22 protein-coding genes are annotated in these 26657 nt (G+C 56.1%); 11 read left to right on the top strand and 11 right to left on the bottom strand.

Annotated elements, in window-relative coordinates:
- Window positions 1-15: 15 nt before the first annotated feature.
- Window positions 16-1077 (bottom strand): DmpA family aminopeptidase, encoded by a 1062-nt coding sequence (locus DSL70_RS20740; RefSeq protein ID WP_119309899.1) that lies wholly within the window; start codon window positions 1075-1077, stop codon window positions 16-18.
- 190 nt (window positions 1078-1267) lie between these two features.
- On the opposite strand from DSL70_RS20740, the gene DSL70_RS20735 reads away from it, so the two are divergent.
- Window positions 1268-2305, top strand: coding sequence for an asparaginase (locus DSL70_RS20735; protein WP_119309898.1), 1038 nt, complete (start codon window positions 1268-1270; stop codon window positions 2303-2305).
- 15 nt (window positions 2306-2320) lie between these two features.
- On the opposite strand, the gene DSL70_RS20730 is transcribed toward DSL70_RS20735, so the two are convergent.
- From DSL70_RS20730 to DSL70_RS20700, 7 genes are all read right to left on the bottom strand, one after another.
- Window positions 2321-3208, bottom strand: coding sequence for a response regulator (locus tag DSL70_RS20730; protein ID WP_119309897.1), 888 nt, complete (start codon window positions 3206-3208; stop codon window positions 2321-2323).
- A gap of 235 nt (window positions 3209-3443) precedes the next feature.
- Window positions 3444-4445: a methylmalonyl Co-A mutase-associated GTPase MeaB gene (gene meaB / locus DSL70_RS20725; protein ID WP_119309896.1), complete on the bottom strand. Its 1002-nt coding sequence runs from the start codon at window positions 4443-4445 to the stop codon at window positions 3444-3446.
- 259 nt (window positions 4446-4704) lie between these two features.
- Window positions 4705-6591 carry a hypothetical protein gene (locus DSL70_RS20720; RefSeq protein WP_162916963.1) on the bottom strand — a complete coding sequence of 629 codons (1887 nt, stop codon included), beginning with the start codon at window positions 6589-6591 and terminating at the stop codon, window positions 4705-4707.
- A 147-nt stretch (window positions 6592-6738) separates the two neighbouring features.
- The gene (locus DSL70_RS20715) at window positions 6739-7248 is read right to left on the bottom strand and encodes a DUF1131 family protein (RefSeq protein ID WP_205563437.1); all 510 of its coding nucleotides are present in this window, start codon (window positions 7246-7248) and stop codon (window positions 6739-6741) included.
- 554 nt (window positions 7249-7802) lie between these two features.
- Entirely contained in the window at window positions 7803-9194 is a 1392-nt protein-coding gene (locus DSL70_RS20710; protein WP_119309893.1) for a dipeptidase, read from the bottom strand.
- 192 nt (window positions 9195-9386) lie between these two features.
- On the bottom strand, window positions 9387-10250 hold the full coding sequence (locus DSL70_RS20705) for a hypothetical protein (RefSeq protein ID WP_119309892.1): 864 nt from the start codon (window positions 10248-10250) through the stop codon (window positions 9387-9389).
- A gap of 263 nt (window positions 10251-10513) precedes the next feature.
- Complete coding sequence (locus DSL70_RS20700; protein WP_119309891.1) at window positions 10514-12103, bottom strand: helicase HerA-like domain-containing protein; 1590 nt, start codon at window positions 12101-12103, stop codon at window positions 10514-10516.
- Window positions 12104-12478: 375 nt separating this feature from the next.
- On the opposite strand from DSL70_RS20700, the gene DSL70_RS20695 reads away from it, so the two are divergent.
- On the top strand, window positions 12479-12880 hold the full coding sequence (locus DSL70_RS20695) for a DUF2267 domain-containing protein (protein ID WP_119309890.1): 402 nt from the start codon (window positions 12479-12481) through the stop codon (window positions 12878-12880).
- Between the two features lie 156 nt (window positions 12881-13036).
- On the top strand, window positions 13037-13447 hold the full coding sequence (locus DSL70_RS20690; protein ID WP_119309889.1) for a DUF4332 domain-containing protein: 411 nt from the start codon (window positions 13037-13039) through the stop codon (window positions 13445-13447).
- A gap of 398 nt (window positions 13448-13845) precedes the next feature.
- Here the strand turns inward: DSL70_RS20690 and DSL70_RS20685 are convergent, their stop codons facing one another.
- Together DSL70_RS20685 and DSL70_RS20680 are read right to left on the bottom strand one after the other, a co-directional pair.
- Complete coding sequence (locus tag DSL70_RS20685; RefSeq protein WP_162916962.1) at window positions 13846-14637, bottom strand: EF-hand domain-containing protein; 792 nt, start codon at window positions 14635-14637, stop codon at window positions 13846-13848.
- A gap of 290 nt (window positions 14638-14927) precedes the next feature.
- The gene (locus tag DSL70_RS20680; protein ID WP_162916961.1) at window positions 14928-15470 is read right to left on the bottom strand and encodes a helix-turn-helix transcriptional regulator; all 543 of its coding nucleotides are present in this window, start codon (window positions 15468-15470) and stop codon (window positions 14928-14930) included.
- A 1041-nt stretch (window positions 15471-16511) separates the two neighbouring features.
- Between DSL70_RS20680 and DSL70_RS20675 the strand changes: the two genes are divergently transcribed.
- The 6 genes from DSL70_RS20675 to DSL70_RS20650 all read left to right on the top strand — a co-directional run bounded on the left by DSL70_RS20675 (window position 16512) and on the right by DSL70_RS20650 (window position 23509).
- A complete protein-coding gene (locus tag DSL70_RS20675; protein ID WP_162916960.1) occupies window positions 16512-18359 on the top strand; it encodes a methylmalonyl-CoA mutase subunit beta in 1848 nt (615 codons plus the stop codon).
- Between the two features lie 18 nt (window positions 18360-18377).
- Complete coding sequence (gene scpA, locus DSL70_RS20670) at window positions 18378-20537, top strand: methylmalonyl-CoA mutase (RefSeq protein ID WP_119309885.1); 2160 nt, start codon at window positions 18378-18380, stop codon at window positions 20535-20537.
- Between the two features lie 216 nt (window positions 20538-20753).
- Window positions 20754-21851 (top strand): acyltransferase family protein, encoded by a 1098-nt coding sequence (locus tag DSL70_RS20665; RefSeq protein WP_119309884.1) that lies wholly within the window; start codon window positions 20754-20756, stop codon window positions 21849-21851.
- Window positions 21852-22039: 188 nt separating this feature from the next.
- The gene (locus tag DSL70_RS20660) at window positions 22040-22360 is read left to right on the top strand and encodes a heavy metal-binding domain-containing protein (RefSeq protein WP_119309883.1); all 321 of its coding nucleotides are present in this window, start codon (window positions 22040-22042) and stop codon (window positions 22358-22360) included.
- An 82-nt stretch (window positions 22361-22442) separates the two neighbouring features.
- Entirely contained in the window at window positions 22443-23030 is a 588-nt protein-coding gene (locus tag DSL70_RS20655) for an LOG family protein (RefSeq protein ID WP_119309882.1), read from the top strand.
- Window positions 23027-23509: a GNAT family N-acetyltransferase gene (locus tag DSL70_RS20650; RefSeq protein ID WP_119309881.1), complete on the top strand. Its 483-nt coding sequence runs from the start codon at window positions 23027-23029 to the stop codon at window positions 23507-23509. The genes DSL70_RS20655 and DSL70_RS20650 overlap by 4 nt, the downstream gene beginning before the upstream one ends.
- Before the next feature lie 101 nt (window positions 23510-23610).
- Here DSL70_RS20650 and DSL70_RS20645 read toward each other — a convergent pair whose 3' ends face one another.
- Window positions 23611-24282, bottom strand: coding sequence for a haloacid dehalogenase type II (locus DSL70_RS20645; protein WP_119309880.1), 672 nt, complete (start codon window positions 24280-24282; stop codon window positions 23611-23613).
- A 440-nt stretch (window positions 24283-24722) separates the two neighbouring features.
- Here DSL70_RS20645 and DSL70_RS20640 point away from each other — a divergent pair, with 440 nt between their 5' ends.
- Together DSL70_RS20640 and DSL70_RS20635 are read left to right on the top strand one after the other, a co-directional pair.
- Complete coding sequence (locus DSL70_RS20640; RefSeq protein ID WP_119309879.1) at window positions 24723-25580, top strand: branched-chain amino acid aminotransferase; 858 nt, start codon at window positions 24723-24725, stop codon at window positions 25578-25580.
- Between the two features lie 365 nt (window positions 25581-25945).
- On the top strand, window positions 25946-26458 hold the full coding sequence (locus tag DSL70_RS20635; protein WP_119309878.1) for a hypothetical protein: 513 nt from the start codon (window positions 25946-25948) through the stop codon (window positions 26456-26458).
- Window positions 26459-26657: the final 199 nt, after the last annotated feature.

Below are 26657 nucleotides of genomic sequence, written 5' to 3'. Positions count from 1 at the left end.
AGTAGGCGCCTGTTCTCAGGCTTCCAGCTCTTTCCACCAGTCAGAAAGGCTCTTGCGGCTACGCCCCTGCTTGCCGTGGGTGGTTTCCGCTGCAAACAGCGCATTGAGGATTGCCTCTTCCACCACTTCGATGGTCGCGCTGAAAAGGCCATCGAGACTTTCCTCATGCAGCATCTCGACAGCCATGACCGGATTTGACGGAGCCGAATGGGGCTGGCGGTTGGCTGTGGTGAAGCCAAGAACAACATCTCCGCTGCCTGAGCCGAACTGTGTCCCTGTGCGGGCAAGACCGGCGGTCGCACGTTTGCAGATGCGCTCCATCTGGCGCGCGGTAAGCGGTGCATTGGTGCCAAGGATGATGATGATGGAGCCAAGCTCGGCCACGGCGCCCGCCTTGCTGTTCTCAAGCGCTACGATCTCGGCTCCGACCGGACGACCGCCTACAATCAGATTGGGCAGGCGGCCCATGTTGCACAGCGTCGCCGCGCCGAGCGTGAAGGTCCGGTCAGCCAGCGGCACCCGCCGCGAGGCCGACCCAATGCCGCCCTTGAGGCCGTAACAGCTCATACCCGTTCCCGCGCCCCTTGCCCCCTGTTCCAAAGTGGCGACGTGCTGCTGCAACGCTTTCAGAACGTGGTCTTCGGTGACATGAAGCCCTCGGATGTCGTTGAGATAGGCGCCGTCATTGCATTCCATGACAACCGGATTGACCGTGCCCGTGGTGTCGCCAATGGCCGGGTGCCCGGCGAGCATGTGCCGTACAAGGGCGGTTGATGCCGTGCCAACCGAAAGCGTATTGGTCAAAACGATCGGGGTTTCCAATTGCCCCAGCTCGGACAGTTGCATCAGGCCGACGCTCTTGCCAAAGCCGTTGATGACGTGGCAGGCCGCAATGCACTTCCGCTCAAAGGCCGAGTCTTCCGTCGGGTGAATGACCGTGACCCCGGTCTGCACTGGGCCATTGGACAGTGTGACCTGACCGAAGGAGACCCCGGGGACATCGGCGAGGCTGTTGGTCGGGCCTGTTTCCAGCGTTCCCGTTGTGATGCCGTGGTCTCTGGCGTTTCTGGTGGTCATCAGATCTGTCCTGTTTAGTCAAGCAACTTGCCGACCCTAGACAATGGGTGCCGCGAGCTCAAGCTGTTCTCAACGGATGCGCCCAGCAAGTTCACCCTTGTCCCTGAGGTAGGCAGCCGATAGGCTTCCTTCAACTAAAGTTGCCGCACTGACGAGCGGTGCAAACAAAATGAGAGAGTTGGGGAACAAGATGGCTGTTCTGGTTGAAGTGACGCGGGGCGTGCGGGTTGAAAGCTGGCACATGGGGGCAATTGCCGTGGTGGATGCTGCGGGCGAACTCGTTTCATCGATTGGGGATATCGAAAGCCCCGTGTTTCCAAGATCTGCCATCAAGGGCCTGCAGGCGCTGCCGCTGATCGAATCCGGCGCGGCCGATCACTTCCATCTGCCAACCGAAGCGCTGTCCATTGCCTGCGCCTCGCACAATGGCGAAGAGATTCACGTTGATACCGTGAAGGCGATGCTGCAGGCCTGCGGCCTCACTGAAGGCGCGCTGGAATGTGGGGCACACAGCCCGCGCTATGAAAAGGATCAGGCGATCCTGCATCTACGCGGTGTTGATCCCACTGCTGCCAACAACAATTGCTCCGGCAAACACGCCGGGTTCCTGTGCTTTTCGCAACAGGCCGGATTTGATCATCACGGCTATGTCAAGCCGGACCATCCCGTGCAACGGGAGGTGAGGGCTGTTCTGGAGCAGTCCACCGGCTTTTCGCTGGAGGGAGAAAGAGGCATGGACCTCTGCGGTGTCGATGGTTGCTCGATCCCGACCTATGCGGTCCCCTTGAAAAATCTGGCTCATGCCTTTGCTCGTTTTGGAACCGGAACGGATTTTGCGCCGGAACGGGCCAAGGCCGCCCAAAGGTTGCGGCAAGCCGTTGCCAAGGCCCCCTACATGGTGGCTGGGCATGATCGCTTCTGCACCTCAATTATGGAGATTTTCGGCGAGCGCGCCTTCGTCAAGACCGGAGCAGAAGGGGTCTTCTGCGCCAGTCTGCCCGATCAGGGGTTGGGCATAGCCCTCAAATGCTGGGACGGTGCGGCGCGGGCCTCGGAAGTCATGATGGCAGCGGTGATCGATGCTTTCCTGCCAATGAGCGAAGGTGAGGCTGTCGCCATGGAAGACTGGCGCGAGCGCAAGCTGGTCAACTGGAACGGAATCAAGGTTGGCGAAATCAAGCTTGTGGACGGCGTGTTGTCCCATCTCATGCAGAAAATGAAAGCCTGAGGGAGTTTGCTCCGATCAGAGCCAGACAATCTCGCAGTTCCCGTCTTCCGATTGCGCAGCCTGGTCAATGTCTGAGGGCGGCTGCTGGACATCAGATAATGCAGGTGACGGCAGGGCTTGTTCTTCAAAGAAATTCTTGTTGAGCAGATTGCTGGGAGGGATGCCCAATAATTGGTGCATCAGCCGTTCCAGATCATTGGGGTAGAAGGGCTTTTTGAGAAAACCTGCCACGTCTGCATCTTCATGCTGGGCGAGTATGGAGGCTTCGTCTCTGGCGCTCATCAGCACGATGAGGCATTGTTGCTGCCTTGCGGTGATCTTCTTGACCATATCCGACCCTTGCCAGCCTTCGGTTTCAGGATCGACCAGCAGAAGATGATAGGGGATGGCCTTGGTCAGAGAGACCGCAAGTGGCCCGCTTTCGGCCTCGGATATCATCAGCTGGAACCGGCAATCAGAGAGCAGCTTGAAGATAATCCGGCGCGCTGCTGGCTGGGAATCGACGATCAATGCCGATAGCTTGTTGAATTGCGCTTCTCGCCTCATCAGGATGCGCTGCAGATCTGATTGTCGAAGCGGCGTCTGGATGCAATCGTAAAGGCTGAGTTTGCGACTGCGCTCAAGGGTGGCGGTATTGAAATGCTCGGCGAGCAGCACGGTCAGGCTTGAGTATCGCAATGGGCCCAACTGCTCGATGACGTCCAGCCCATCCATTCCCGCGAATTGTTCTCCGATGAGAACGACATCGATAGCAGTATTGCTCAATATGTTGCCGAGGGAGGCGGGCGAGTCGGCTTGCATGATCGACAGGTCTGGATCGATCATCAAAAGGCTTTGCAGGATTCCTTCACGTCCTTTGGCAGATGACTCTGCAACCAGAACGGTTCTTCTGGTTTTGCGCATTGAACCTGGTCCCCAATCTGCAGTTCAATTTGTACCACTGTAAGCCGAAGTGGTTAAAATGATATGTCCCAAGTGGTAAAAAATGATTCTATGGGTAATATGGTCAATGATAATAGCGCGCAAAAATATACGACACGTAAAGTCAAACCTGTAAAAAATGACAAAGGCCGTGACACAAGCGCGCACGGCCTTTGGAGTTGCTTGCGAAGCCGGAGAGGATCTCCGGATACGGGCATCAACTGTTCTTGAGGTTGCTCAAAAGCTGTGCCATGACGTCTTCCACCGCCACGGAGGCTGGCAAGGTGCCGCCTTCGACCTGTCCCTCAACCTGATGCAACAGTTCCTTGACGCTGGCGTTTTCATGCAACAGGGCGCGCATACGGTCTTCGAGCATCGACCACATCCAGCGCACCTGCTGGCCACTGCGCTTTTCCTGCAATTCGCCGGTTGCGGACAGCTTTTGTTGATGTTCTTCAACCTGCTTCCACATTTTGTCGAGGCTCTCGTTTGCGAGGCCCGAAATGGTCATGACCGGTGGTGTCCAGTTCTTGCTGACCGGCGTCATGATATGCAGGGCGGCGCGATATTGGGCCGCGGCCTTGCGGGCCCGTGCCCAGCCGTCCCCGTCTGCCTTGTTGACCGCGATCATGTCGGCAATCTCAAGCACGCCCTTCTTGATACCCTGCAGCTCATCACCGGCACCCGGCAGCATAAGGACGAGGAAGAAGTCGACCATGTCGGCGACGGTGGTTTCCGACTGACCGATCCCGACGGTTTCGACGAGGATCACGTCATAGCCAGCTGCTTCACAAAGAAACATGGTTTCGCGCGTCCGGGCCGCAACACCACCCAGCGTGCCAGCCGAAGGGGACGGGCGGATAAAGGCGTTGGGGTCGGTGCAAAGCTGTTCCATGCGCGTCTTGTCGCCGAGGATGGATCCGCCCGTACGGGTGGAAGAGGGGTCAACGGCCAAAACGGCGACACGTTTGCCTGCATCCGTCAGATTCTTGCCCAACTGGTCGATGGTGGTTGACTTGCCAACCCCCGGAACGCCGGTGATCCCCACCCGATGGGCCTTGCCTGCGTAGGGCAGCAATTGGGTCAACAGGTCGCGGGCGATGGCCCGGTGATCAGGCTTGCGGCTTTCCACGAGCGTTATGGCTCTTGCAAGGGACGCTCTGTTCCCTTCGAGAATTTGTTTGGCCAGAAGATCAGCATTCAAATGAGCAGGTACCATAACGTCTTTCCTTCGCCCGGAGGAGTGGGCGATCTCTAATCATGTTTCGATGGTTCAAACGGACGGAATTCAGAGGCCTTTTTGCCACGCGAGTCGCGCGGGGACAAGACCGGAACCATGCCTAGCGCACTGAAAGCCTGTTGTCTGCTTGCCAAAATGGGCTGTTGATTTCCGATGTATCCCCAAAGGGAAGGGGAAATACCTAAAACAGGTTGATGGCGGAAGTCTCAAAAAGAGCCCTGTCGCAGCTCATCCTTTGTCAGTAGTTTACATCGATGGTGATCAGATCCCGCAAGGGGTCTGGCATGGAAATGGGCTTTACAGGATCGCAGGCACTGTTCTTCTGCAGCAGCACATGATCGTCCTTAACTTCCACCGCATAGGGTTCGAACACAAGAGAACCCGGTTTTTCTCCGTCCCCCGAAACAGACAGCTCCGCCCGGAAGCGCATCATGTTGCTGGCAAGGCCATAGGTTGGCAGATCGGGCAGCAGCTTGACCACACCCTCGGTGATGATCTGGCTGTTTTCCCTGTCGGACAGCGTGATATGGAAGCCGTTGCACCAGTTGCCCGGAACTTCGCCTTCGATCAGCATGTCGCCGCCAAGTTCATCACCGGACCGCAGGCCTTCGACATTGACACTGGCAGTTGAGAAGCCCTTGGCATTGTGGCGGCTGACCCGCAGAGCCTCACCGCCGAAATGTTCGGCAAACCGTGGCGACAGGGCTGCGCTGAAAATGGCCGCGGGGACATAGACATCATACTGCCCATCGGCTTCAGCACCCAGCAGACCGGGGTTGAAGTGGAAAGACAGACCTGCGATCTTGCTGGCCTCGCGTGAAGGCACCAGCGTGAAATTCTGCAGCAGCGCCAGACTTGGCTTGAGGTCCTTGAGCCAGGCGTCCTGATCCGGGCGCACCAGCGTGCCAAGGCGGATGGATTTCTGCCTCACGATATCAGTCTGGATATAGGCGTCGATCAGCTCAATCGTTCCTGCCAGTTCCTTCTCGTCCTTGGCAAGAAACAGATCCTGCAGGCCGAATGCGCTGTCTGTCGTGTTGTCGAAATTGAAACTCAGGATCTGGGTCGGGCGCTTCTGGCCGTCGACACTCTTGATCTCTTCAAGATAGAGAGATGTGAAGGTCGGGGAATAGAAGCGATCTTCCACTCTTCCCGTGATGACAAGCGCCGGACGTTCCTCAAGCAGATCGGGATCCGTGAGGGCAATGCGATCGGGCTCGGGTGTTGCGGCTGCCTTCTCCGTCGAAGGGGCACTTGCCAATGGTGCGGCGGCCTCTGTTGCCGGAGTTGCGGCCGTCGGGGCCGAAGCGGGAGTTGTTGCCGCTGCCGCTGCCTGAGGGGCCTGCCGCTGGGACTGCCACTGTTGCAGAGCGCGCTCTTCTAGGATGTCGCGCAAATAGCGGCTCAGTTTGGGATGATCCACCAGAGCATTCGGCATTAGATAGGTGATGGAGGCATCCTGTGAATAGAGCAGGAACGGCCGCTGCTGGGTGAAAAGCGCCGAGAAACTCTTGCGAAGGGCTGGCCCGGACCGGGCGCTCTCTTCAAGATCGGAGGCGGCCTTGCCCTCAAGGGCTGCATTCTTCGGTGCCGCAGGCTCTGGATCGGTCGCGGGCACCTCTGGCACCGAAACCGGGGCGTCCGGGATGGCCATCGGGGCGGGCAGCGCAATGGGCGCTCCAATGGTCGGAGTGCCGGTCTGTGCCGGCACCTTCACCTTGTCCTCACTGAGCGAGGACGGAACATTGGGCAGCAGCGGGCTTGTCATCGAAGGCGGCATGCTCGTCGCGCCGGGGACGATGATCTCCACCGCGCTTGGCTTGCTGTCTTCGCTCGGGGCGCCCGAGGCAACGATTGTGGCGGGCGTGGAGGATCCGGTAACCTTGATCTGGGCCGGGGTCGCATGAATGTCGGAGTTCAGCAGCCAGGGGGTCGTGTTGCCCGAAGGACTGTAGATCACCGGAACGTTGGCGATAGGGGTGCCCTGCGTCAGAAACTGCTGGGAAAAGGCATTCGAAGCGACAAGACAGGCAGACGTCAGAATGAGCAACCGCGCGGTCGAGCGGCTGATCCTGCGGCTGTTTTCAAGGCAAATGAGGCGAGGCCTGCCAGTTTGCATTGTCATTTCGGATACTCTTCTAACAAATCACAGAGTGAAGGCGGGAACCCTCAAGGTCATCCCCGGTTCATGACAACTGCAGACTCGCGCATCGTCATGTGGTCCTGGACATGTTTGCCCGTTACAGGCAACAAAACAATGACTTGAAACGGCTCACGGCGTCCAGAGAATTCTTTGCAGTGTTGCCTGTTGCAGTTCAGAGGGCGAAGGCAGCTGGTCAAACGGCCCACGATACTCGGAAATCGCAAAGACGAGCGAAACCTTCTCGGTGTTGGCTGCCTTGCAGATGGCCATGCCTCGCCAGAGATTCTTGCCGACCCGACAGGCGCGGCGTGGCAGGCGCACTTGGGCAAAGGTCATGCCCAGTCGTTCGCCATTCGGTCCGGCCACGGCATCACCAACGCCATGGACCACGCCGATCTTGCCATCGGTTCCCTTGAAAATCTGCACCATCTGCAAACCGTCACGGAAGGCCGCATAGGTCCACTGCGTGTCGTTTTCACCCGCTGTCTGGATGGTCTCGATGGTGAAACCCGGCAAGGCTGCTCCGATGGCCTTCGGACCGTATCCCGTCTCGGGTGTCAGACCGCTGACGCCTGCGTCAGTGATGGCCAGAACGGCTCTTGGCGGTGGAGCGCCATTGGAATCTGCAATCGACCCCATGGGAACGCTGCATCCGGCAACGGTGGCGAGAACGGCAAGACCCGGAAGAAAACGCAAAACGGACTTAAGCAAATTGGTGTGCATCAAATAAACCGATGTAGACAGAGGAACAAGCGCAGCTGACCGCGCTCGACAGATGATCGACAGATCAACAAGATGAATGCATAGCAGATTCGGATGGCAAGGCCAGTCAGTGCTTCCAAATAACCTTCACCCCTCCCAATTGCGGCGAAGCCTAACACCGAAGATATGGTGGCAAAAGTGTATATCTTTGACCAAATCGTCTAACAGGCAGCGTTGGTCGGGTTTTCCAGCTTAAAAGCAGCCATTTAAACGCTCACACATCTTCACTCAGGCGCTTGCGAGGATGATAACTTTCCCGCTCTGGCCTGCTCCTGAACGAAGCAGAATACTGAACCGACAAAAGGGCCTAAGTGAGGCAAGAGCATGGCCCGGATAGAAGGACAGGCAGTCCTTCCCGCACAAAAAGCGTCTGGCCGGACTCTTGCGGATCCGGCCAGACGAACTGTCAGATATCGGGCGATGATGATCGCCTATTCCTCGGCGAGAGCGGCCAGTACGCGTGCCCAGGAACGGATGCCCCGGTGGTAGCTCTCCAGATTGTATTTCTCGTTCGGCGAATGGATGTTGTCATTCTCCAGAGCGTAACCGATCATCATCGAATCCATGCCAAGGATTTCCTTGAATTCGCCAACGATGGGAATGGAACCACCCATGCCGGAGAGAATGGTTTCCTTGCCCCATTCGTCCTTGAGCGCCTGAGCGCCTTTTTTGAGCGGCGGGAAGTCGGGAGACAGACTGTGGCCGGGTGCGTCACCATGATCGATGAATTCAACCATGCAGTCAGCCGGGACGCGTGCCCGGATAAAGGCCTGCATGTTGGCGCGGATGGCTTCCGGATCCTGCTTGCCAACCAGACGGCAGGAGATCTTGGCAGAGGCCTTGGACGCGATGACGGTCTTGAAGCCTTCGCCAGTGTAACCGCCGATGATGCCGTTGAATTCGCAGGTCGGACGGGCGTTGAGCTGCTCATAGACGCTGTAGCCGGTTTCCCCGGCTGGGATAGAAAGGCCAACCTCGGCAAGGAAGCCTTCCGCATCATAGGGCAGGGCATCCCACTGGGCCTTCATCTCTGGTGTCAACTCTTCGACGCCGTCATAAAAGCCCGGAATGGTCACGCGGCCGTTGTCGTCGTGGATGTCTGCCAGCACCTTGGCCAGAATCCGCACCGGGTTGGCAGCCGGGCCGCCGTAGGCACCGGAGTGCAGATCGCGATTGGCCGCCGTGATGACGACTTCCTGTGCCATCAGTCCGCGCAACATGGTGGTGATCGCCGGAGTATCTGCATCCCACATGGTGGTGTCGCAGACCAGAGCCAGATCCTTGGACAGCTCTTCCTTGTGCTTGTTGAGGAATGGCAACAGACTCGGCGAAGCGCTTTCTTCCTCGCCTTCCACCAGAATGGAGACATTGATCGGCAGCGCGCCATGCACTTCCTTGTAGGCGCGGCATGCTTCAACGAAGGTCAGCACCTGCCCCTTGTCGTCGGAAGAGCCGCGACCGAAGATCATTTTCACGCCGTCTTTTTCGAAAATCTTGGCAGTGAAGGGATCATCGTCCCACAGCTCCACAGGATCGACTGGCTGCACGTCATAGTGACCGTAGAACAGGACGTTCGGGCCGGGCTTTTCAGAGGTGTCGCTGTCATGGCCCATGACCATCGGATGGCCAATGGTTTCGTGCGCCTTTGCGTCGATCCCGATCCCGTTCAGTTCATTGGCAAGCCACTCGGCGGCTTTCTTGCACTCGTCCTTGTAGGCGGGGTCGGTGGAAACGGATTTGAACCCAACGAATGTGAAAAGACGTTTGAGGGAATCGTCGAAGTTGGCGTCAATTTGCGCCAGAACAGAATCAAGCTTTGTCATGAAATACCCTTGTCGGATCGGAAGAGTCGGATCGGAAGAAGCATGCGCCGATGCGTCATGCTGATAGCCAGACGCTATCAGCTTCGGCCATGGGGCGCCAGCCTTGCCGGGGAACTTTCACATATGATCCCCCCTAACTGGTCGAGAAAGGGGCAGGCGCTATCGGGGGTGTTGAAACAAGTCGGGAAGCGCTCAGAGGAAGACGACCTCTTCCTCTGCCGAGCGACCGGACCGCCCTGGAGCCATCAAGGAGGGCATGTCATTGTCCATGTCGGAATTGCGGTTGTTGCGGGGCCGCAGAAGCGGGGTTTCTGGCCCCTTTGCCTTGTGTGGTTCGAACGAGCCGGGATCTGACTGGATCCCTGTTGCAGAAGATGAACGGCCGGCAGAAGGGCCATTCTGAGCTGAGGCTGCCGCAACACCAGTGCCTGCGCCGGATGGATGATTTGTGGCACGTTGTTGCCCACGCTCATCGCTTTGGGCCGTCGACTGGTCAGGCGTATTGATGTCGCCGACTACAGTGGTCGGTGCAGACCGGGAAGGGGTGGCGCTGTCCTGATCAGACGGACCCGCTGTACCGTTGCCATTCTGACCCGTTGCCGACTGGGCAAGCTGGCGTTTGGCTTCCGCCCGTTCTTCCTGCAAGGCCTTGATCTTCGGTTTCGACCATCCCAGTTCTTCGTCGGAAAGCGGGATATAGCGGGCGGCGAGTTCCAGATGCTTGCGCACGGTATCAATCGAGGCTGGCAGGATCACCAGCGAAGCAAAGCCGAGCTTGCGTGCATTCAGCACGTCTTGTGCGGTGGCCTTCTTTGAGCAGAGAATGAGACACACGCCACGTCCGCCGGAAAACTCGATCTGACGGGCGGGAATGAGGATGTTGGCAATATCGTGGGGGCCATAGCTCTCATCAACGAACACGACGTCGATCTGGCCCGCGCCGACGATCGACGTGGCCTGTTCTATGTCTGACATGGAAAGCGGATGCTCGATGTCACAATTCTTGAGCAGGTTTGCCCATAGCTGACGGTCGTGGCGTCTTGGGGCAAGGATCATGACAGACAGATTTTTGACTGGTATCAAGCGACGCGACAATGCTGGCCTCACTTATTCTTTTCTTGTTTGTTGTGCAGTCTGCGAACCCCCAGTTGTCCGCTCCTGCAAGTCTTGCATTTGACCCTTAGTCCTCATGGACGTACAAAATGGGCCACTCCTCAAGGAATGGCCCAATTTCCCTAACAATCCCTTGCAACTACTAAAAATTCAAGCTTTTGCATAAGTGGGGGTTAACGAAGACTTGCGCCAAAAGAATAATCTTCCTAGCGACCGCTTTTAAGGCTGCCAAGAATGCCGCGAACCAGTGCTCGTCCAAGCGAAGAGGCAACGGAACGTGCTGCTGATTTGAGAGCCGCTTCTGCCACTGTCTGCCGGTTCGACCTGCGTGCGCCGGTGCTGCGCCGTGCCTTGGTGGTCGGGCGGTCATCGCGGTCGAAGTCGGGCAGGGTGAAGCCGGTACGGCCCTTCTTCATGCGCCCGGTTTCTTCGCGCTGGCGATCCTCTTCCTCGCGCTGCATCTCTTCCCGCATTGCCTTGTCTTCTGCCCGTTTGAGCAGCACTTCATAAGCGCTCTCCCTGTCGACAACCTTGTCATAGACACCAAGGAGCGGGCTTTCGTTGATGATGGCCTCGCGCTCGGCAACCGACAGCGGCCCGATGCGCGAGCTTGGCGGCCGGATGAGTGTCCGCTGTACCATAGAGGGCACGCCTTTTTTCATCAGCGTGGAGACCAGCGCTTCGCCGACCCCCAATTCCATGATGACCTGACGGGTATCAAGCCCCGGATTGGGCCGGAAGGTATCCGCGGCCACCTTGACGGCTTTCTGGTCCCTTGGGGTATAGGCGCGCAAGGCATGTTGCACCCGGTTGCCCAACTGGGACAGCACGTCGTCAGGGACATCAAGCGGGTTCTGCGTGACGAAATAGACGCCCACGCCCTTGGAGCGGATGAGCTTGACGACTTGTTCCACCTTGTCCACGAGGATCTTGGGGGCATCCTCGAACAGCAGGTGAGCCTCATCAAAGAAGAAGACAAGCCGCGGCTTGTCGCGGTCGCCCACTTCCGGCAGTTCCTCGAAAAGTTCCGACAGCAGCCACAAGAGGAAGGTGGCATAGAGGCGAGGGGACTGCATCAGTTTGTCGGCGGCCAGAATGGACACAACGCCGCGTCCGTCGCGGGTGGTGCGCATCATGTCGAGGATATCGAGTGCGGTCTCGCCGAAGAACTGGTCAGCGCCCTGCTGCTCGAGTACCAGCAGATCGCGCTGAATGGCGCCGATCGAGGTGGTGGAAATATTGCCATAGGCGGCGGACAGTTCCTTGCGCCGCTCTTCCATGTTCACCAGAAGGGCGCGCAGATCCTTGAGATCAAGCAGCAGCAGTCCTTCGTCATCGGCCAGCTTGAAGGCAATATTGAGAATGCCTTCCTGCGTGTCATTGAGCCCGAGCAGGCGCGACAGCAGAAGCGGTCCCATGTCGCTGATCGTTGTGCGCACCGGGTGGCCCTGTTGGCCAAACAGGTCCCAGAAAATGGTCGGCACGGCGGCAAAGGAATAGTCATCGCCAAGGCCGATCTGTTCAGCGCGTTTGAACAGGAAGTCCTTCGGCTCCCCTTCCGCCGCCAGACCGGAAAGATCGCCTTTGACGTCGGCACAGAACACCGGCACCCCGGCATTGGAGAAGCCTTCCGTCAGGATCTGCAGCGAAACGGTCTTGCCGGTTCCGGTTGCGCCGGTGATCAGGCCATGCCGGTTGGCCAGCGCAAGGTCAAGATATTCCTCCTGACTGGACTGCGTGCCGTCTTTGTTGGTCAGAAAAGACGTGCCGAGATAGACTTTCCCGTCTTGTAACATGATGCCCCCGGATCCTGTTTTCCCTCGTCAGGCAAGGCTTGGCAGCCTAAAGCCGGACGGATTGATCAAATTGCAATAGCCGCGCCCCGATAAGGCAGGATCCATTCACCAAAGGTTCCATTCACCAAAGGTTCATGTGCAAACCTATAATTCTCTTGCGCAAACAGGATCCGGCCTTCTGGATTCTTTTTACGTTGGATGGCGAAAGGCTGCAACCGGATAGGCTCAAATAGCGACAATTATCGAAGCTTTTCAGTCTGTCATGCTGGCTGGGGCAAAGGCAGCGATATCCGGGATAGCTTTTTCCTGCTCTTGCCTGCTATGACACTATTCAAACGCATTACAAGGCCAACACGCTTTATTCGGGAGACCATTATGGAACAAATCATTGCGCGGATTGCATCGGCAGCGGGCATTTCTGAGGATCTGGCCATGACAGCCGTCAAGATCATTCTCAATTTTCTGGCCAAGGAAGCACCGGAAGACAAGATGAACATGCTGGTGAATGCCCTGGGCGCACAGAAACTGATGGATCAGGCAGCTGAAGCCGGCAACAGTGGCGGCGGATTGCTCGGTGGCCTGATGGGCGCAATGGGGGGCATGGGCGGTATCGGCGGTGCCATGGCTGCTCTCAACCAGTTGACCAGCGAAGGCCTCAGCATGGGGGAAGTTCAAACCGTTGCCACAGAACTCATTTCCGCTGCGAAAGAAAATGCAGACGAGAGCCTTGTGGATGATGTGGTCAATTCTGTTCCGGCCCTTAGCCAGATCTTGTGACTGCATTAAAGCAATAGTTGCGAACATTGCCTTTTTACTACACTCTATTGTGTGTGGTTATGCCCTATGCTCGCAACCGATCTTTTCAGGATTTATGTGCGCGTTTGTCGGGGGACAAAGGCTCAATCACTTACAAGAATTATGTGGAGGCAAAACATGACTTCTTACCCAATCGCGAAAATTGAAGGTATCGGACCAACCTATGCAGCAAAGCTCAAGGAGGTTGGCATTACCAATACGAAAAGCTATCTCGAAAAAGCCAAGGACCCTGCGGGCCGCAAGGAACTGGAAGAAAAGACGGGTATCGATCATGCCCGTATTCTGAAATGGGCCAATATGGCTGATCTGATGCGCATCAATGGCGTCGGCGAGGAGTATTCCGAGCTTCTGGAAGCGGCTGGTGTCGATACCGTCAAGGAACTGCGCAACCGTAACGCAGCCAACCTGACCGTCGCCATGCGGGATGCCAACGCCGAGAAGAAGCTTGTGCGTCAGGTTCCGGCTCAGAGCAATGTGGAAGATTGGGTGGCGCAGGCCAAGGAATTGCCTCCGATGATGACCTACTAGCGCGCGTTCCGTTAAATCGACCACGATTTAACGAAAGGAATTCGCGCCCAAACAAATAGATAGAGCAAGTCAAGTGAATGCAAATGAACGACAAGCTCTAGGGGTCAAACCGGAAACCGGACAAGGAAACAGAGACGCAAGACGCAAGACGCTAGGGGGGGCTGAACGGAGGCTAACCCTCGAATGCTGTGATTGCGATCAATTTGGCTCTGTGCAGCCGTTGATCATGCAGAGTGCGTTTCCCTTTGTTGTCGTATCAAAAGCAAAAGCCAGCGAAGCCGTCGCTGGCTTTTTTGTAATGTGGTAATGGCTTGGGGAAGGCTGGGACTTTCTCTGGTCTGTCAGCACAGAACCGCATCGGGTCCTCATGTGCGGGCCATGCCATCTGTGTGGAGCGGTCAGCTCTGTTGTTGCATCCAGCGCGTGCCCATCCCCCGGCCCATCCCCCGGCCCATCTGAGCTTGGCGGGGACCGAAGTCATCATTCGAGACCTTGCCATCGCCATTGCGATCCATGCCATTCAGCCAGCGCGCTGTCTGGGCGAGGAATTCCTCCCGGTCGACCTTGCCGTCCCGGTTGGCATCATTGAAGTCAAGGGTCATGCCGAACAGTCCACGCTGGCCGTTGGTTGCTTCTGCCGGGGGCATCCGGGTGTTGTTGAGGAATTCCGTGAATTCGGCGGCCACGATCACCCCATCCTCGTTTTCATCGAGCGAGTCAAAATAGTCGCCACGGCGCTCCTGTGCTTCCTTGAGGGTCACGACACCGTCTTCGTCACCATCCCAACTGCCGACAAAGACAGGGTCACCCGTGCGATTGCCGCGTCCGAAGCCCGGTTGTGCTGCTGGCTGACTGGCTTCTGCGGCAGGTCCCCCCTGAGTGGTTGACGGAGCCATGCCTAACCCCATTCCCAAGCCAATACCTTGCCCCATGCCTTGCCCCATGCCACGTCCACGTCCTCCACCGGGCCCCCACGTCTGCCGGGGGGCGGCTAATTGAGCGCCTGTTTGGGTAGTGGCACCAGCCTGTTGCTGCATCATCCAGCGGCCATGTCCTCCGCCTCCCATGCTCTGGCCAGATTGACCTTGCCCCCAAAAGCCCTGCCTCATGCCATAGCCGTTGCCAAAGGCAAGGGCGGATGACGTCAGGGCCAGTGTGGCGACGACTGCTGCTGCGGTAACAAATCTCATGCTGGTTTCTCCCTTTGGAATGAAAGCTGAGGTCAGCTTATCAGCCCGCTGGGAACGGCAAGCATGAGTGAGCGCAAAACAGGATTGTTAAACCCCACTTTTAAAGTATTCCAATGTATCGAAAGCGAGGCTTGCTACAATTGATTACAATTGTTTCTGTCCGTGGCTGTTTTGGCTCATTTGAAACGGAACAAAAGACTGTTCCGATTACCACAATTCTTCACACCGACGTTTTTTGGTTTGGATGTCAATCGGCCCGAAAAAGAGTGTCTTCCTGTCACCTGCGATTGTCAGCGCAGCTGAATTTGTCCATAGCGCATGGCTTCGACTACCGTTTGCGTCTTGTTGGCAGCCTGCATTTTTTCCGAAGCGTTCTGCAGATGAGCGTGAACGGTCCTCTGGGAAATGTGCAGCTCCTCGGCAATGTCGCCTGCGGTCTTGCCTTCAGCCGTCATGCTCAGAACGAGCTTCTCGCGCGTCGAAAGCTCTCCCGGGCGGCTGGCAAGGATCGGATGAACCGACTGCATCTCGGCCAGTTCATGCTGGATGGTCGTTGACAGCGAGGTCAGTTCCCTTTCCGACACGTTCAACTCCTGCCCGGCCACACAAATGGCAACCTGCATGACATTGAAGTGATGCACGTGAATGCCGATCAGAGACCGATAGGAGCGGGGGCTGGAACCGCTTCTCTGCAGAAGACCGATAAGAGAAGACTCCCGGATCCAACTGTTGTCCTTGTCATCAAGGTTCCAGTAGGTCGGCTTGGAAAGAACGGCGATCCGGCGCAACAAGGCATCGCTGCCGCGAACCTGCGCAAGATGCGCGCTGGACAAGATGGAATCACCCCAGTGTTGATACAGCACCAGCTTACCCAGATCTCGGCCAGGCAGCGGAAGGCCCGTGATGAGAATATGTTCTGCACCAAAAGATCTGAAACGGGAGACGACGTTTTCAAAAAAGGAATCGGGATTTTTGGCTGGTTGAGACACGGCAATAGCCTTGTCTGCGAGCCCCCAATGGGAATCAGTCATGGATAGTAACTGCGTGTTTGTTGTTGCTACGATGCCAGACAACAGTGATGCCTGACGGACAAAAATTGTCGCAACAGAATGCCGTTTCAGAATGAACTGAAACGAACAACCGTCGCTTTCCCACTTAGACCCACTCTAGATTTTGGACTATTGTACAATTCTCGGCAAGGGAAAAAGTAACGAGACACGTTTGTCATTGTCATTTTTTCGCAAACGGTGACATTTGTTAGGTAAAATTTCCCCAAGGGCGCTCCTATAGGGGACATGGAGGCCGGAATCTGTACGTAATGCCTTGACGGCAGTTCATGAGTGTATGATTCTCGATAGGGGCAGCCATGCATATGTTGCCGGTCACCTCGATATGTGGACGCCGGGCAGTGGCCTTGTGGACGATGATGGATGAAAACACCCACATTTATCCCTTTTCGATCAACCGCGCCATTCGGAGAGCTTGCGAAGAGGGGGCTTTAGGCTTTAGTCTAAGCAATGAAGTGACTTAGCTGCACTTTCTTCATCATTCTTCCGGACTAGTCATTTTTCCGAACTGTTCATGAGCTCTCAGACCACATTAATGCATGCACCGTGACATTCTCGATGTCGATGCAGAAATATGTCCTGAGAAAGTCCCATGTCAGAAAACCAGTTTAAATATTGGCTTAGGATAATGAGATAGGACAAAGAATGGCAAAGCAAAGTGTATATCCTTGCGATCAGATGCAAAACAAGTGAAGTGTATCAGCATATCGAAAAGGAAGTGATGCACTTAATAAGACGATTTGAAGGCTTGATGGGTGGGCTCTCCGCCCATTCGAATTGGGCCTTCTATAATTGGGAGTGAATATGATGAGCGAAGCGTTGAGGATAGCCGAGACATTTCCAGGCTATTCCCGTGAGGACTGGGCCGCGATGGTTGAAAAGGCGCTCAAGGGCCAGCCTATTTCTCGCCTCACAACGAAAACAGTAGACGGTGCGGAAATCCCTCCGATTTTCGAACGGGCCGTTGGAAAAGCGCCTTTGGCAATGCGTCCCAAGGATACGACATGGGCAGTTTGCCAGCGGATGGATCATCCTGATGCTGCCAAGGCAAACGAGCAGGTGTTGAACGACCTTGTGAACGGCGTCAACATGGTTTGCATTCCGTTCGCCGGTAGCGCGTCTGCAAGGGGCTTTGGCCTCGCAGCAGACAAGGAAGTTTTGGCAAAGGCGTTGAACGAGGTCGTCGTTGACCTCATCGCATTCCGTCTGGAAACCGGTGCTGCTGGTGATGCTGCAGCAAAGGCTTTCGCGGGTGTGGTCGCCGACAAGGGGGCAGATGCTGCCTCTGTAAAGGTTTCTTTCGGTCTCGACCCGATTGGTTGCTTTGCAAGCACCGGTGCGCTGCCTGCCGATTGGGCTGCTACCCTTGCAGGCACGATCAAGGATCTGAAAGCCAAAGGCTTCAAGGGTCCGTTCGTTACCGCTGATGGCCGCCCTTATCACGATGCCGGTGCAACCGATGCTCAGGAACTGGGCGCCGTTGTGGCAACCATCGTCGCCTACTGGCGTGCGCTGGAAGACGCCGGTTTTGAAGCTGCCGAAGCCCTTGGCATGATCGATGTGGTTCTGTCCGTAGAAGCTGACCAGTTTGCTTCTCTGGCCAAAATGCGTGCGATCCGTCATCTCTGGGCAAACCTGCTCGAAGCTGCTGGCGTTGACTTCGTGCCTCTGACGGTTCATGCAGAAACCTCCTGGGCGATGATGACCCGCCTTGACCCGTATGTGAACATTCTGCGCGAAACCACTGCCTGCTTTGCTGCCGGTGTTGGCGGTGCTGACAGCATCTGCGTCGTTCCGCATACCATCGCTCTTGGCCTGCCTGGGGCTCATGACCGTCGCATTTCTCGCAACCTGCAGACGATGCTGCTGGAGGAATCAAACCTCTATCGCGTCACCGACCCTGCAGCGGGTTCGGGCTATGTTGAAAGCCTGACCGACGAAACCGGCGCCAAGGCATGGGCTCTGTTCCAGGACGCTGAAAAGGCTGGTGGTGCAGTTGCTGCTCTCAAGGCTGGTCTGTTCGCTGATGTGATCGCCAAGTCGAACGAAGTACGCGGCAAGCTTCTTGCAACCCGCCGTGCTGCTCTGACCGGTGCTTCCGCATTCCCGAACATCGACGAAAAAGACGTTGCCGTGCTTGACGTGGCTCCGATCGCTCTGGCCGTTCCGGCTGCTGGCGAAAGCTGCACACCACTGAAGGCTGTCCGTCTCTCCGAGCCATATGAAGCTCTGCGTGACGCAGCCAAGGCTGCTGGCAACCCGCCGATCTTCTTTGCCAACATGGGCCGCATCGCCGACTTCACGGCACGTGCAACCTGGACGAAGAACTTCTTCGAAGCTGGCGGCATCCGGTCTCTGTCCGACAAGGGCTATGCCGAAGCTGCTGAAGCCGCTGCCGACTTCAAGGCATCCGGTGCAGCCATTGCAGCCATCGTAGGCCCCGACGCCCTGTATGAAGAAAAGGGCACCGAGTTTGCCAAGGCTCTCAAGGAAGCTGGCGCGAAGATGGTCTATGTTGCAGGTCGTCCGAAAGAGATCATGGAGGCACTTTCTGCCGCCGGTGTTGATGCTTTCGCCTTCGAAAGCTGCGACGTGCTCGCCGAACTCAACAAAATTCATGACGCTCTGGGCATTGCCCCGGTCGCCAAGGCATAAGCATAAGGAATTTGAAGAATGAGCAAGATCCCTAACTTTGCCGACATAGCATTCAAGGCGGCCAGCCCTTCGGTGACCGCCGGCGATGCCCTCTGGCACACGCCGGAAGGTATCGACGTTAAAGACGCCTATGCCGAGAGCGAAATCTCCAAGTATGATTTCCTCAACAGCTGGCCGGGTCTGGCCCCGTTCGTGCGTGGCCCGTATCCGACCATGTATGCACAGCGCCCATGGACGATCCGTCAGTATGCCGGTTTCTCCACCGCTGAAGACTCCAACGCCTTCTACCGCCGCAACCTTGCTGCCGGTCAGAAGGGTCTGTCCATCGCGTTCGACCTTGCAACCCACCGCGGTTACGATTCCGACCACCCACGCGTAGTCGGTGACGTTGGCATGGCCGGTGTGGCGATCGACAGCATCTATGACATGCGCACCCTGTTCGACGGCATTCCGCTCGACAAGATGTCTGTGTCCATGACCATGAACGGCGCTGTTCTGCCTGTCATGGCTCTTTACATCATTGCTGCGGAAGAGCAGGGCGTTAGCCAGGATCTGCTGGCCGGTACCATTCAGAACGACATTCTGAAAGAGTTCATGGTCCGCAACACCTACATCTATCCTCCGCATCCTTCCATGCGCATCATCTCGGACATCTTTGCCTATACGTCCCAGAACATGCCGAAATTCAACTCCATCTCGATCTCCGGCTACCACATGCAGGAAGCTGGTGCGACGGCCGACCTTGAGCTGGCCTATACGATCGCCGATGGTCTTGAATATATTGCAGCTGGTGTGGAAACCGGTCTGGATGTGGATGCATTTGCTCCGCGCCTGTCCTTCTTCTGGTCGATCGGCATGAACTTCTTCATGGAAGTTGCCAAGATGCGCGCAGCCCGTCTGGTCTGGGCCAAACTGGTCAAGGAAAAGTTCAATCCGAAGAATCCGAAGTCCTATTCCCTGCGTACCCACTCCCAGACTTCTGGCTGGTCGCTCACCGCTCAGGATGTTTACAACAACATCGGACGGACCGCGATCGAAGCCATGGGGGCAACGCAAGGGCATACCCAGTCCCTGCATACCAACGCTCTTGACGAAGCGCTGGCTCTGCCGACCGACTTCTCTGCCCGCATCGCTCGTAACACCCAGCTGTTCCTGCAGCAGGAAAGTGCGACCACCAAAGTTATCGACCCATGGGGCGGTTCTCACTATGTTGAGAAACTCACCGCTGAGCTGGCTGAAAAAGCTCTTGCTCACATCAAGGAAGTCGAAAGCCTTGGCGGCATGGCAAAAGCCATCGAAGCCGGCATTCCGAAGCTGCGCATTGAAGAAGCTGCTGCGAAGACCCAGGCTCGCATCGACGGCGGTTCCCAGACCGTTGTTGGCGTGAACAAATACAAGCCTGACTTCAAGGAAGACATCGATGTGCTGCAGGTTGACAACACCGCAGTTCGTCAGCAGCAGCTCGACAAACTGGCTCGCCTGAGAGCAGAACGCGACCAGACCGAAGTTGATGCAGCTCTTGAAGCTCTGACCAATGCCGCCGAACAGGGCAACGGCAACCTGCTTGACCTCTCCGTCAAGGCAGCGCGCGTTAAAGCCACTGTCGGTGAAATCAGCTACGCACTGGAAAAGGTCTACGGTCGCCATCGCGCCGAAATCAAGTCCATCTCCGGTGTCTACCGCAAAGAGGTTGGTGCCATGTCTGACGTGGTTCAGAAAGTCCAGAAACTGGTTGACGAGTTCGAGGCAAACGACGGTCGTCGTCCTCGTATCCTCATCGCCAAAATGGGCCAGGACGGTCATGACCGTGGTCAGAAGGTTATCGCTTCCGGCTTCGCTGACCTTGGCTTCGACGTTGATATCGGACCTCTCTTCCAGACCCCGGAAGAAGCTGGCCGTCAGGCTGTCGAAAACGACGTGCATGTGGTTGCTGCCTCTTCGCTGGCAGCTGGTCACCTGACCCTCGTTCCCGCCCTGCGTGACGTGCTGGCCGCTGAAGGTCGTCCGGACATCATGATCGTTGCTGGTGGTGTTATTCCTCCGCAGGATTATGAAGCGCTCTATGCCGCGGGTGCTTCTGCCATCTATCCTCCCGGAACGGTTATTGCCGACGCAGCGATCGACCTGATCAACCAGCTCAACAAACGCCTTGGTTACACCAAGGACGCTGCTGAGTAAGCTGACCGGGGCATAGACGCCCAACTGAAGAAATTGAGAGGCTGCCCAACCGGCAGCCTCTTTTTTTGTGTCTGGGCAGAAAGAAACCGGTGCAGATTAACCACCTTGGTTAACCCTGTTCTTCGAAAGTGCACTCTTGCAATATGCATCGCATTTTAAAAGAAGAGGCCGTGAAGTAACGTTTTGTTAAGTACAACCTTTAGTAAAGCGGAAACCATGTTTCACTTCACCAAGAGCGCGTTTTTCTCGCTCAACACCAAGAGAGATCTCACCGTCGACACCATTCGGGGCATCGCATGTATTGCGCTCGTCGCCTTTCATGTCGTGGGAGGAGAGCCTGACCAGGGGATGGCTCTTGGGGTCAACGATTGGCTGTACAGGTTAATGCATTCCTTCACGGATATGCGCATGCCGCTTTTCAGCTTCATTTCGGGGATTGTCTTCTTTTCGTTTCCGAGAACCGGAAGCAGTTTTCACCGGCTTATTGGCAAAAAGGCCCGCAGGCTGCTGTTGCCGCTGCTGACCGTTGGCTCACTCTGCTGGCTTTCCCGCGCGCTGATTGGGATCGAGAGCGAGCCGCTCTATATGGTCTATTTCTCCCCCTACAATGTCTATTGGTATCTGCAGTCGACTTTTCTCATGATGTCGCTCTTCCTGCTGGTGAACTTCTTTGCCATGCGAAAGGCCGACCCGCGCGAATATCAAAGCATTGCCAACATGAATGCGATCGGGCTCGGTGTGCTAGGGGCGTATATCCATATTTTCCAGTTCCCCTATGTCACGCAGTTCATATCCATTCAGAAGGTCTTCTATCTGATGCCCTTCTTTATGTCTGGCTATCTGTTCGGTCAGGTGGCTGAGGTATATGCCTCAAGGGTAAAGCTTGGTCACAAGGCGCTGGCGGCTCTCCTGATCGGCGGCTTCGTCGGCCTGGGGTGGACAATGGTAGACGGCGGCAACGGTTTCGAGACGGCCACTCGCCGCGCTATTTGTGTGCCTGTGGGCATTTTGACTGCCTTTTGCCTGTTCGTCCTTGCGCCGCGGATGAATCTTCTGGCGTGGGTCGGCGATAAATCCTACGCGATTTACCTGTTCCATATCTTCTTTACCGGTGCATCGGAAATGGTCTGGCGCAAACTGCTTCCCGCGCCGGATATCCATTTTGGCTTCGTTGTTTTCCTTGCCGCTGGGCTGCTTGGACCGATCATCCTGAGCTGGTTCATCCTCAAGATACCGCTCGGCCGGTGGCTGGTTCTGGGGTTGGCCGCACCGAAATTCATGCAGGAACGGTTCGGGATATTGCGGGCTCATTGAGCCGTGATGGTGATGAACAGAGCCTGTTGCCTGCAATAGAGGACAACCGGTAAAAGCCAAGACCATGAGAGAGCAAAAGAAAAGAGGGGTGAGCCTGCTGGCTTGCCCCTCAATTCATTTGTTGTTCTTGACTATTGCGCGCAACGGCCTACCTCTTTGAGAGTGCTGAAACCATAGGAAAGACCATCATGCTTATTACCACCACCCCCAATGTTGAAGGCCACGCCATTGTTGAGTACAAGGGCCTCGTGAATGGTGAGGCTATTCTCGGAGCCAATGTTTTCAAGGACTTCTTTGCCGGTATCCGCGATATCGTTGGCGGGCGGTCTGGTGCCTATGAGTCGGAGTTGCAGCGCGCAAGAGAGATTGCGGTTGATGAAATGACGCAATATGCGCAGCGCCTCGGCGCAAACGCCATTATCGGTGTTGATGTCGACTACGAAACTGTTGGCGACAGGGGATCGATGCTGATGGTTGCTGCCTCTGGAACGGCTGTCGTCATTAAGTAGCGAATCGCCGATACTCTCGTCAGACTTTTTACAAGGCGCCTTGCTCCGAACGGGGGTGGCGCTTTTCATACGAGTGAATCAGATGAAAAATTTGTGCATTTTCTGCGGCTCAAGTTGGGGGCGCCGGAAAGAATTTGAAGACGCTGCCATTGCTTTGTCGACTGAAATTGCCCGGCGCGGCTATGGCCTGGTCTATGGCGGATCGTCCGCGGGGCTGATGGGAGCCTGCGCCGATGCAGCCCTTGCCGAAGGCGGGCGGGTCATCGGCATTCTCCCCAACGCGCTAAAAGCCAAGGAAATCGACCACAAGGGCCTCACCGAGCTGCATCTGGTCGAGAGCATGCATGAACGCAAGGCGATGATGGAACAGCTCTCTGATGGCTTCATTTCCATTCCGGGCGGCATCGGGACCATGGACGAGCTGTTCGAGATGTGGACCTGGGCTTCGCTTGGCTGGCATGAAAAGCCATCTGCCCTGTTCAATGTCGCCGGATATTATGACGATCTCATCCGTTTTCTCGATAGAACCGCCGAAGATGCCTTCGTCAGGCAGGAGCATCGCGACATGCTGATCGTCGAGACCGACATTGACAGGCTGTTCGAACGGCTGGAAGGCTATGTTGCTCCGAAGGTTGGCAAGTGGATTCCAAAAGAGGGGTCAATCATATGACCAGAGAGCCTGCTGCACCGCAGTTTGAATTCGCCCGACTCACCGATCTGCCGCACATGGTCGATGCCTGTGCCGTCCTCAATGAGGCAGAATGGGGAGACGGGTCCGATGAGTCGCTGGAAATGCGTCGGGCCGGCTTTCGTCGTCTGGCCTTTGCGGCAGACAATGAAGATGCAATCCTGTGTCTGGCGGAAAATGGTGAGCTCGCCGGTCTTTGTATCCTGATCGAGAATGATTTTCCCGATTTTCCGGACTTGGGGCCATGGCTTGCCAGCCTGATTGTCGCTCCGGCCTATCGAGGGCAGGGCCTTGCCCGGCGTCTCGTTGCCGAAACGGAGAATCTGGCGCGGGAATTTGGCGAGGAAGGGCTGTTTGTCCACTCCCGATCACCGGAGCTTTTCCGGGCTCTGGGCTATCAGGATGGCGATGAGCATCTGGCTGGAGATGCGCGCTTTTACATTCAGGGCAAGGAAATCTGATTTCCTTCCTCAAGCTCAGGATCAGGCTTTGCTCAAGACATGGCCCTGTCCCGCGTCGCATGACACAAAGTGCATGAGACAGGGGGCAGGGCCTTGTTGCATCAGAGGGTCAGAAGGCCCTTGAGATCCTTGAACTGGGCGACGGGCGAAAGATCCCGATATTCGTCCAGATCTCCGGTGCGGTTGATCCAGACAGTGCGGAAGCCATAAGCGGTGGCTCCGGCAACATCCCAGCGGTTGGACGACTGGAAGGAAATCGCTTCAGGGAAACAGCGGAAGGCGGTCATGGCCAGATCATAGACAGCTGATTGGGTCTTGTAGGTCTGAACCTCATCGGCGCTCAGAATATGGTCAAACAGGTCGTTGAGGCCATTCTTGGCAACTGCGGCTTCCAGCATGCTCGCGGTGCCGTTGGACAGGATTGCCAGCTGCGCATCGCGGTTCTTCAGCTCTTCCAGCACCGGGCGCACATCCTCGAACGCATCAGCTTCGTGGTAGACATCAAGCAGTGCCTGACGCAGGGAGCGGTCTGCATCGGGAATGCGCTCATAGGCAAAATCAAGGGCACGTTCCGTGAGGGTCCAGAAATCGACGTAGCGGCCAGTCAGGGCGCGAACCCAGCTGTATTCGAGCTGCTTGGAGCGCCAGATCTCGGAAAGATGCGCCGCATTTGGGCCGAGTTGATCCGCATAACGACGCACGGCAGCATGCACATCGAAGAGCGTTCCGTAAGCGTCAAATACAAAAATCGAGCATGAGTCTGAACCAGCCATGCTTTTAGTCTCCTTGAAGTGTCTCTTGGATAGGCCGCGAATGAAGTTCGCGAAGTATCGCAAAAATTGCGAATGAAGTGTGCAATTATAGTTTGCACAAGCCCCGCAAGAATGCAACGTATCTTGCAGGGATAGGAACCGGTGAATTTTGGAAAATATTTACTGATTTTCTGAAATATTTGTATCGCTTTTTGCAGTATTGGCGACTATATGAATGAACCTCATCTATTTGAGCCCTCAGTAAGGAATGGCTTGACCTGAGGCTTCATATTGGTTTCCTCTATCTCTGGCAGTCATACTGCTCCCGCCCCTTGTTCCGGTTCAATCCGCTCCCACTGCATTGAGACAGTTTGCCTCATCAGACAATGATATGAGAGTGCCTGTTTTCCGGTATGGGTAAAGGGAGCCCGTAAGAGGAAATAAAAGCAAGGAATTTTGAAATGGCAGAATTTTCACAAACATGGACTTGGTTCAAAGGCGAATGGCACGAAGGCAACCCTCCGATGATGGGGCCGCGCTCGCACGCTTTCTGGCAGGGGTCCACCGTATTTGACGGAGCCCGTTATTTTGAAGGCGTCATGCCTGACCTTGATCTTCACTGTGCCCGTATCAACCGCTCTTGCGAAACCCTGGCCATGAAGCCGACCATGAAGGTGGGCGAAATCATGGAACTGGCCGCTGAAGGCTGCCAGAAATTCGGTGGCAATGCGGTCTATATCCGCCCGACCTACTGGGGCGTTGGCAGCCTGTCTTCCGTGATCAACGTTGATCCGGACGATGTCGATTTCTGCCTGACCCTGTTCGATGCACCGATGCCGGATCCGAACAAGGGTATGCGCGTGACGACCACCAAATTCCGCCGCCCGACCCTTGAGACCATGCCGACCAACGCAAAGGCATCCGGACTTTACATCAACAACGCCCGCTGCCTCAAGGAAGCGCTCGACAAGGGCTTCGACAACGCCATTGTCTGCGACATGCTGGGCAACGTGGCTGAACTGGCAACTGCCAACTTCTTCATCGTCAAGGACGGCGTCGTCAAGACCTCCGTTCCGAACGGTAGCTTCCTCAACGGCATCACCCGCCAGCGCACGATCCAGCTGCTGCGCGATGCCGGTGAAACCGTTGTCGAATGTACCCTGACGCTTGATGACTGCCGTGAAGCTGACGAAATGTTCTCGACCGGCAACTATTCGAAGGTTGTTCCGATCTTCGCCTTTGACGACCGCCAGTATGATCATGGCCCGATTGCCAAGAAGGCACGCGAACTCTATTGGGAATTCGCGTTCAAGAAGTAATGATGGTTTGTTGAACGATCATTCCATCACAAGACAGGAAAGGGGAGGGCCATTGCCTTCCCCTTTTTTGTCGGGCAGGCAATGTGGAGATGTCTTTTCTTTTCTGCAGACACTATTTGTGGTTTCCGGAAACGGATTGCCCTGCTTTTGACATACTGCTGGCCTAGATAGTGACCGAGCGATGATGCTTATTAATCGAAGGCTGTTTCGCTGCTTCTATAAATTCTGGTTTGCGATTTGGCAGGAAATTTCGTGCGATACAGGAGTGCGGGCATTCGTCAGCGATCACTACTCAGAGGCCAATGGCATGGCGCCAGTTCAGCCTCGACCCTCGTTCCAGGATCATCACCGTCAGGAGCAAAAGAATGAAAAGCAAGCGAACAGCCTCGTTTCTTGTTGTTGCCAGCCTGTCGATTGCATGTGCCTTGCCCGTAGCAACCGCATTTGCCTTTCAACCCGGTGGAGAACCCGGCAGCCCACAGCCACAGTTGCAGCCTGAAAGCAACAGTGTCGCCCCGGTCGAGCTTCCGGAAGTCTATGGCCAGCCCGCGTCCGCCTATGTGCAGGCCGCCAGCTCGCCACAGTCCGCAAGCAGGGTGACCACGGGCAATGCCCAGAATGTCCGTCCCAATCCCAAACCGTCCAAATGTCTGATGCTGGCCAAGACCATCGGTGCATCTCGCGTCTGGTGGGGGCGCCATGTTGGCGCCAAGGAAGTGGAGGACGACACCCTGTTCTTTTCCGTCGGGCCGCGCCGTATTCAGTTTGATGATATCGGTTGTTTCAAGACCAAGAAGGATTGTGAGAACTGGCTCTATTGGAAGCGCACCGACTATCCTATCTTTTCCTCCATCAGTGCCTGCCGTCGAGGGCTATGATCGAAGGCGCGACTGCTGCCGGTTCGTGCGGTGCGCCTCTTCAGGTCTCCAAGCTTCTTGCCTCAGGGCAAAAAGTCATGACCTCCCCCAGAGGGGGAGGTTTGAAACGCTACGCTTGAACCACTGGAAGTGGTTTTGTTATGGATTAATAGTTAGGCTTGAATAGGTCTGCAAAATCCGTTGCCTTGTCTTGCTTCTC

Source organism: Cohaesibacter haloalkalitolerans, assembly GCF_003574655.1.
GTDB lineage: Bacteria > Pseudomonadota > Alphaproteobacteria > Rhizobiales > Cohaesibacteraceae > Cohaesibacter > Cohaesibacter haloalkalitolerans.
The sequence above is the reverse complement of the archived record's forward strand: the minus strand, read 5'-3'. Positions and strand labels throughout refer to the sequence as shown.

Coding starts and splice junctions, on each gene's coding strand:
- DSL70_RS20740 (WP_119309899.1), bottom strand. CDS start 1,077: ATGACCACCAGAAACGCCAGAGACCACGGCATCACAACGGGAACGCTG.
- DSL70_RS20735 (WP_119309898.1), top strand. CDS start 1,268: ATGGCTGTTCTGGTTGAAGTGACGCGGGGCGTGCGGGTTGAAAGCTGG.
- DSL70_RS20730 (WP_119309897.1), bottom strand. CDS start 3,208: ATGCGCAAAACCAGAAGAACCGTTCTGGTTGCAGAGTCATCTGCCAAA.
- meaB (WP_119309896.1), bottom strand. CDS start 4,445: ATGGTACCTGCTCATTTGAATGCTGATCTTCTGGCCAAACAAATTCTC.
- DSL70_RS20720 (WP_162916963.1), bottom strand. CDS start 6,591: ATGACAATGCAAACTGGCAGGCCTCGCCTCATTTGCCTTGAAAACAGC.
- DSL70_RS20715 (WP_205563437.1), bottom strand. CDS start 7,248: ATGGGGTCGATTGCAGATTCCAATGGCGCTCCACCGCCAAGAGCCGTT.
- DSL70_RS20710 (WP_119309893.1), bottom strand. CDS start 9,194: ATGACAAAGCTTGATTCTGTTCTGGCGCAAATTGACGCCAACTTCGAC.
- DSL70_RS20705 (WP_119309892.1), bottom strand. CDS start 10,250: ATGATCCTTGCCCCAAGACGCCACGACCGTCAGCTATGGGCAAACCTG.
- DSL70_RS20700 (WP_119309891.1), bottom strand. CDS start 12,103: ATGTTACAAGACGGGAAAGTCTATCTCGGCACGTCTTTTCTGACCAAC.
- DSL70_RS20695 (WP_119309890.1), top strand. CDS start 12,479: ATGGAACAAATCATTGCGCGGATTGCATCGGCAGCGGGCATTTCTGAG.
- DSL70_RS20690 (WP_119309889.1), top strand. CDS start 13,037: ATGACTTCTTACCCAATCGCGAAAATTGAAGGTATCGGACCAACCTAT.
- DSL70_RS20685 (WP_162916962.1), bottom strand. CDS start 14,637: ATGAGATTTGTTACCGCAGCAGCAGTCGTCGCCACACTGGCCCTGACG.
- DSL70_RS20675 (WP_162916960.1), top strand. CDS start 16,512: ATGAGCGAAGCGTTGAGGATAGCCGAGACATTTCCAGGCTATTCCCGT.
- scpA (WP_119309885.1), top strand. CDS start 18,378: ATGAGCAAGATCCCTAACTTTGCCGACATAGCATTCAAGGCGGCCAGC.
- DSL70_RS20665 (WP_119309884.1), top strand. CDS start 20,754: ATGTTTCACTTCACCAAGAGCGCGTTTTTCTCGCTCAACACCAAGAGA.
- DSL70_RS20660 (WP_119309883.1), top strand. CDS start 22,040: ATGCTTATTACCACCACCCCCAATGTTGAAGGCCACGCCATTGTTGAG.
- DSL70_RS20655 (WP_119309882.1), top strand. CDS start 22,443: ATGAAAAATTTGTGCATTTTCTGCGGCTCAAGTTGGGGGCGCCGGAAA.
- DSL70_RS20650 (WP_119309881.1), top strand. CDS start 23,027: ATGACCAGAGAGCCTGCTGCACCGCAGTTTGAATTCGCCCGACTCACC.
- DSL70_RS20645 (WP_119309880.1), bottom strand. CDS start 24,282: ATGGCTGGTTCAGACTCATGCTCGATTTTTGTATTTGACGCTTACGGA.
- DSL70_RS20640 (WP_119309879.1), top strand. CDS start 24,723: ATGGCAGAATTTTCACAAACATGGACTTGGTTCAAAGGCGAATGGCAC.
- DSL70_RS20635 (WP_119309878.1), top strand. CDS start 25,946: ATGAAAAGCAAGCGAACAGCCTCGTTTCTTGTTGTTGCCAGCCTGTCG.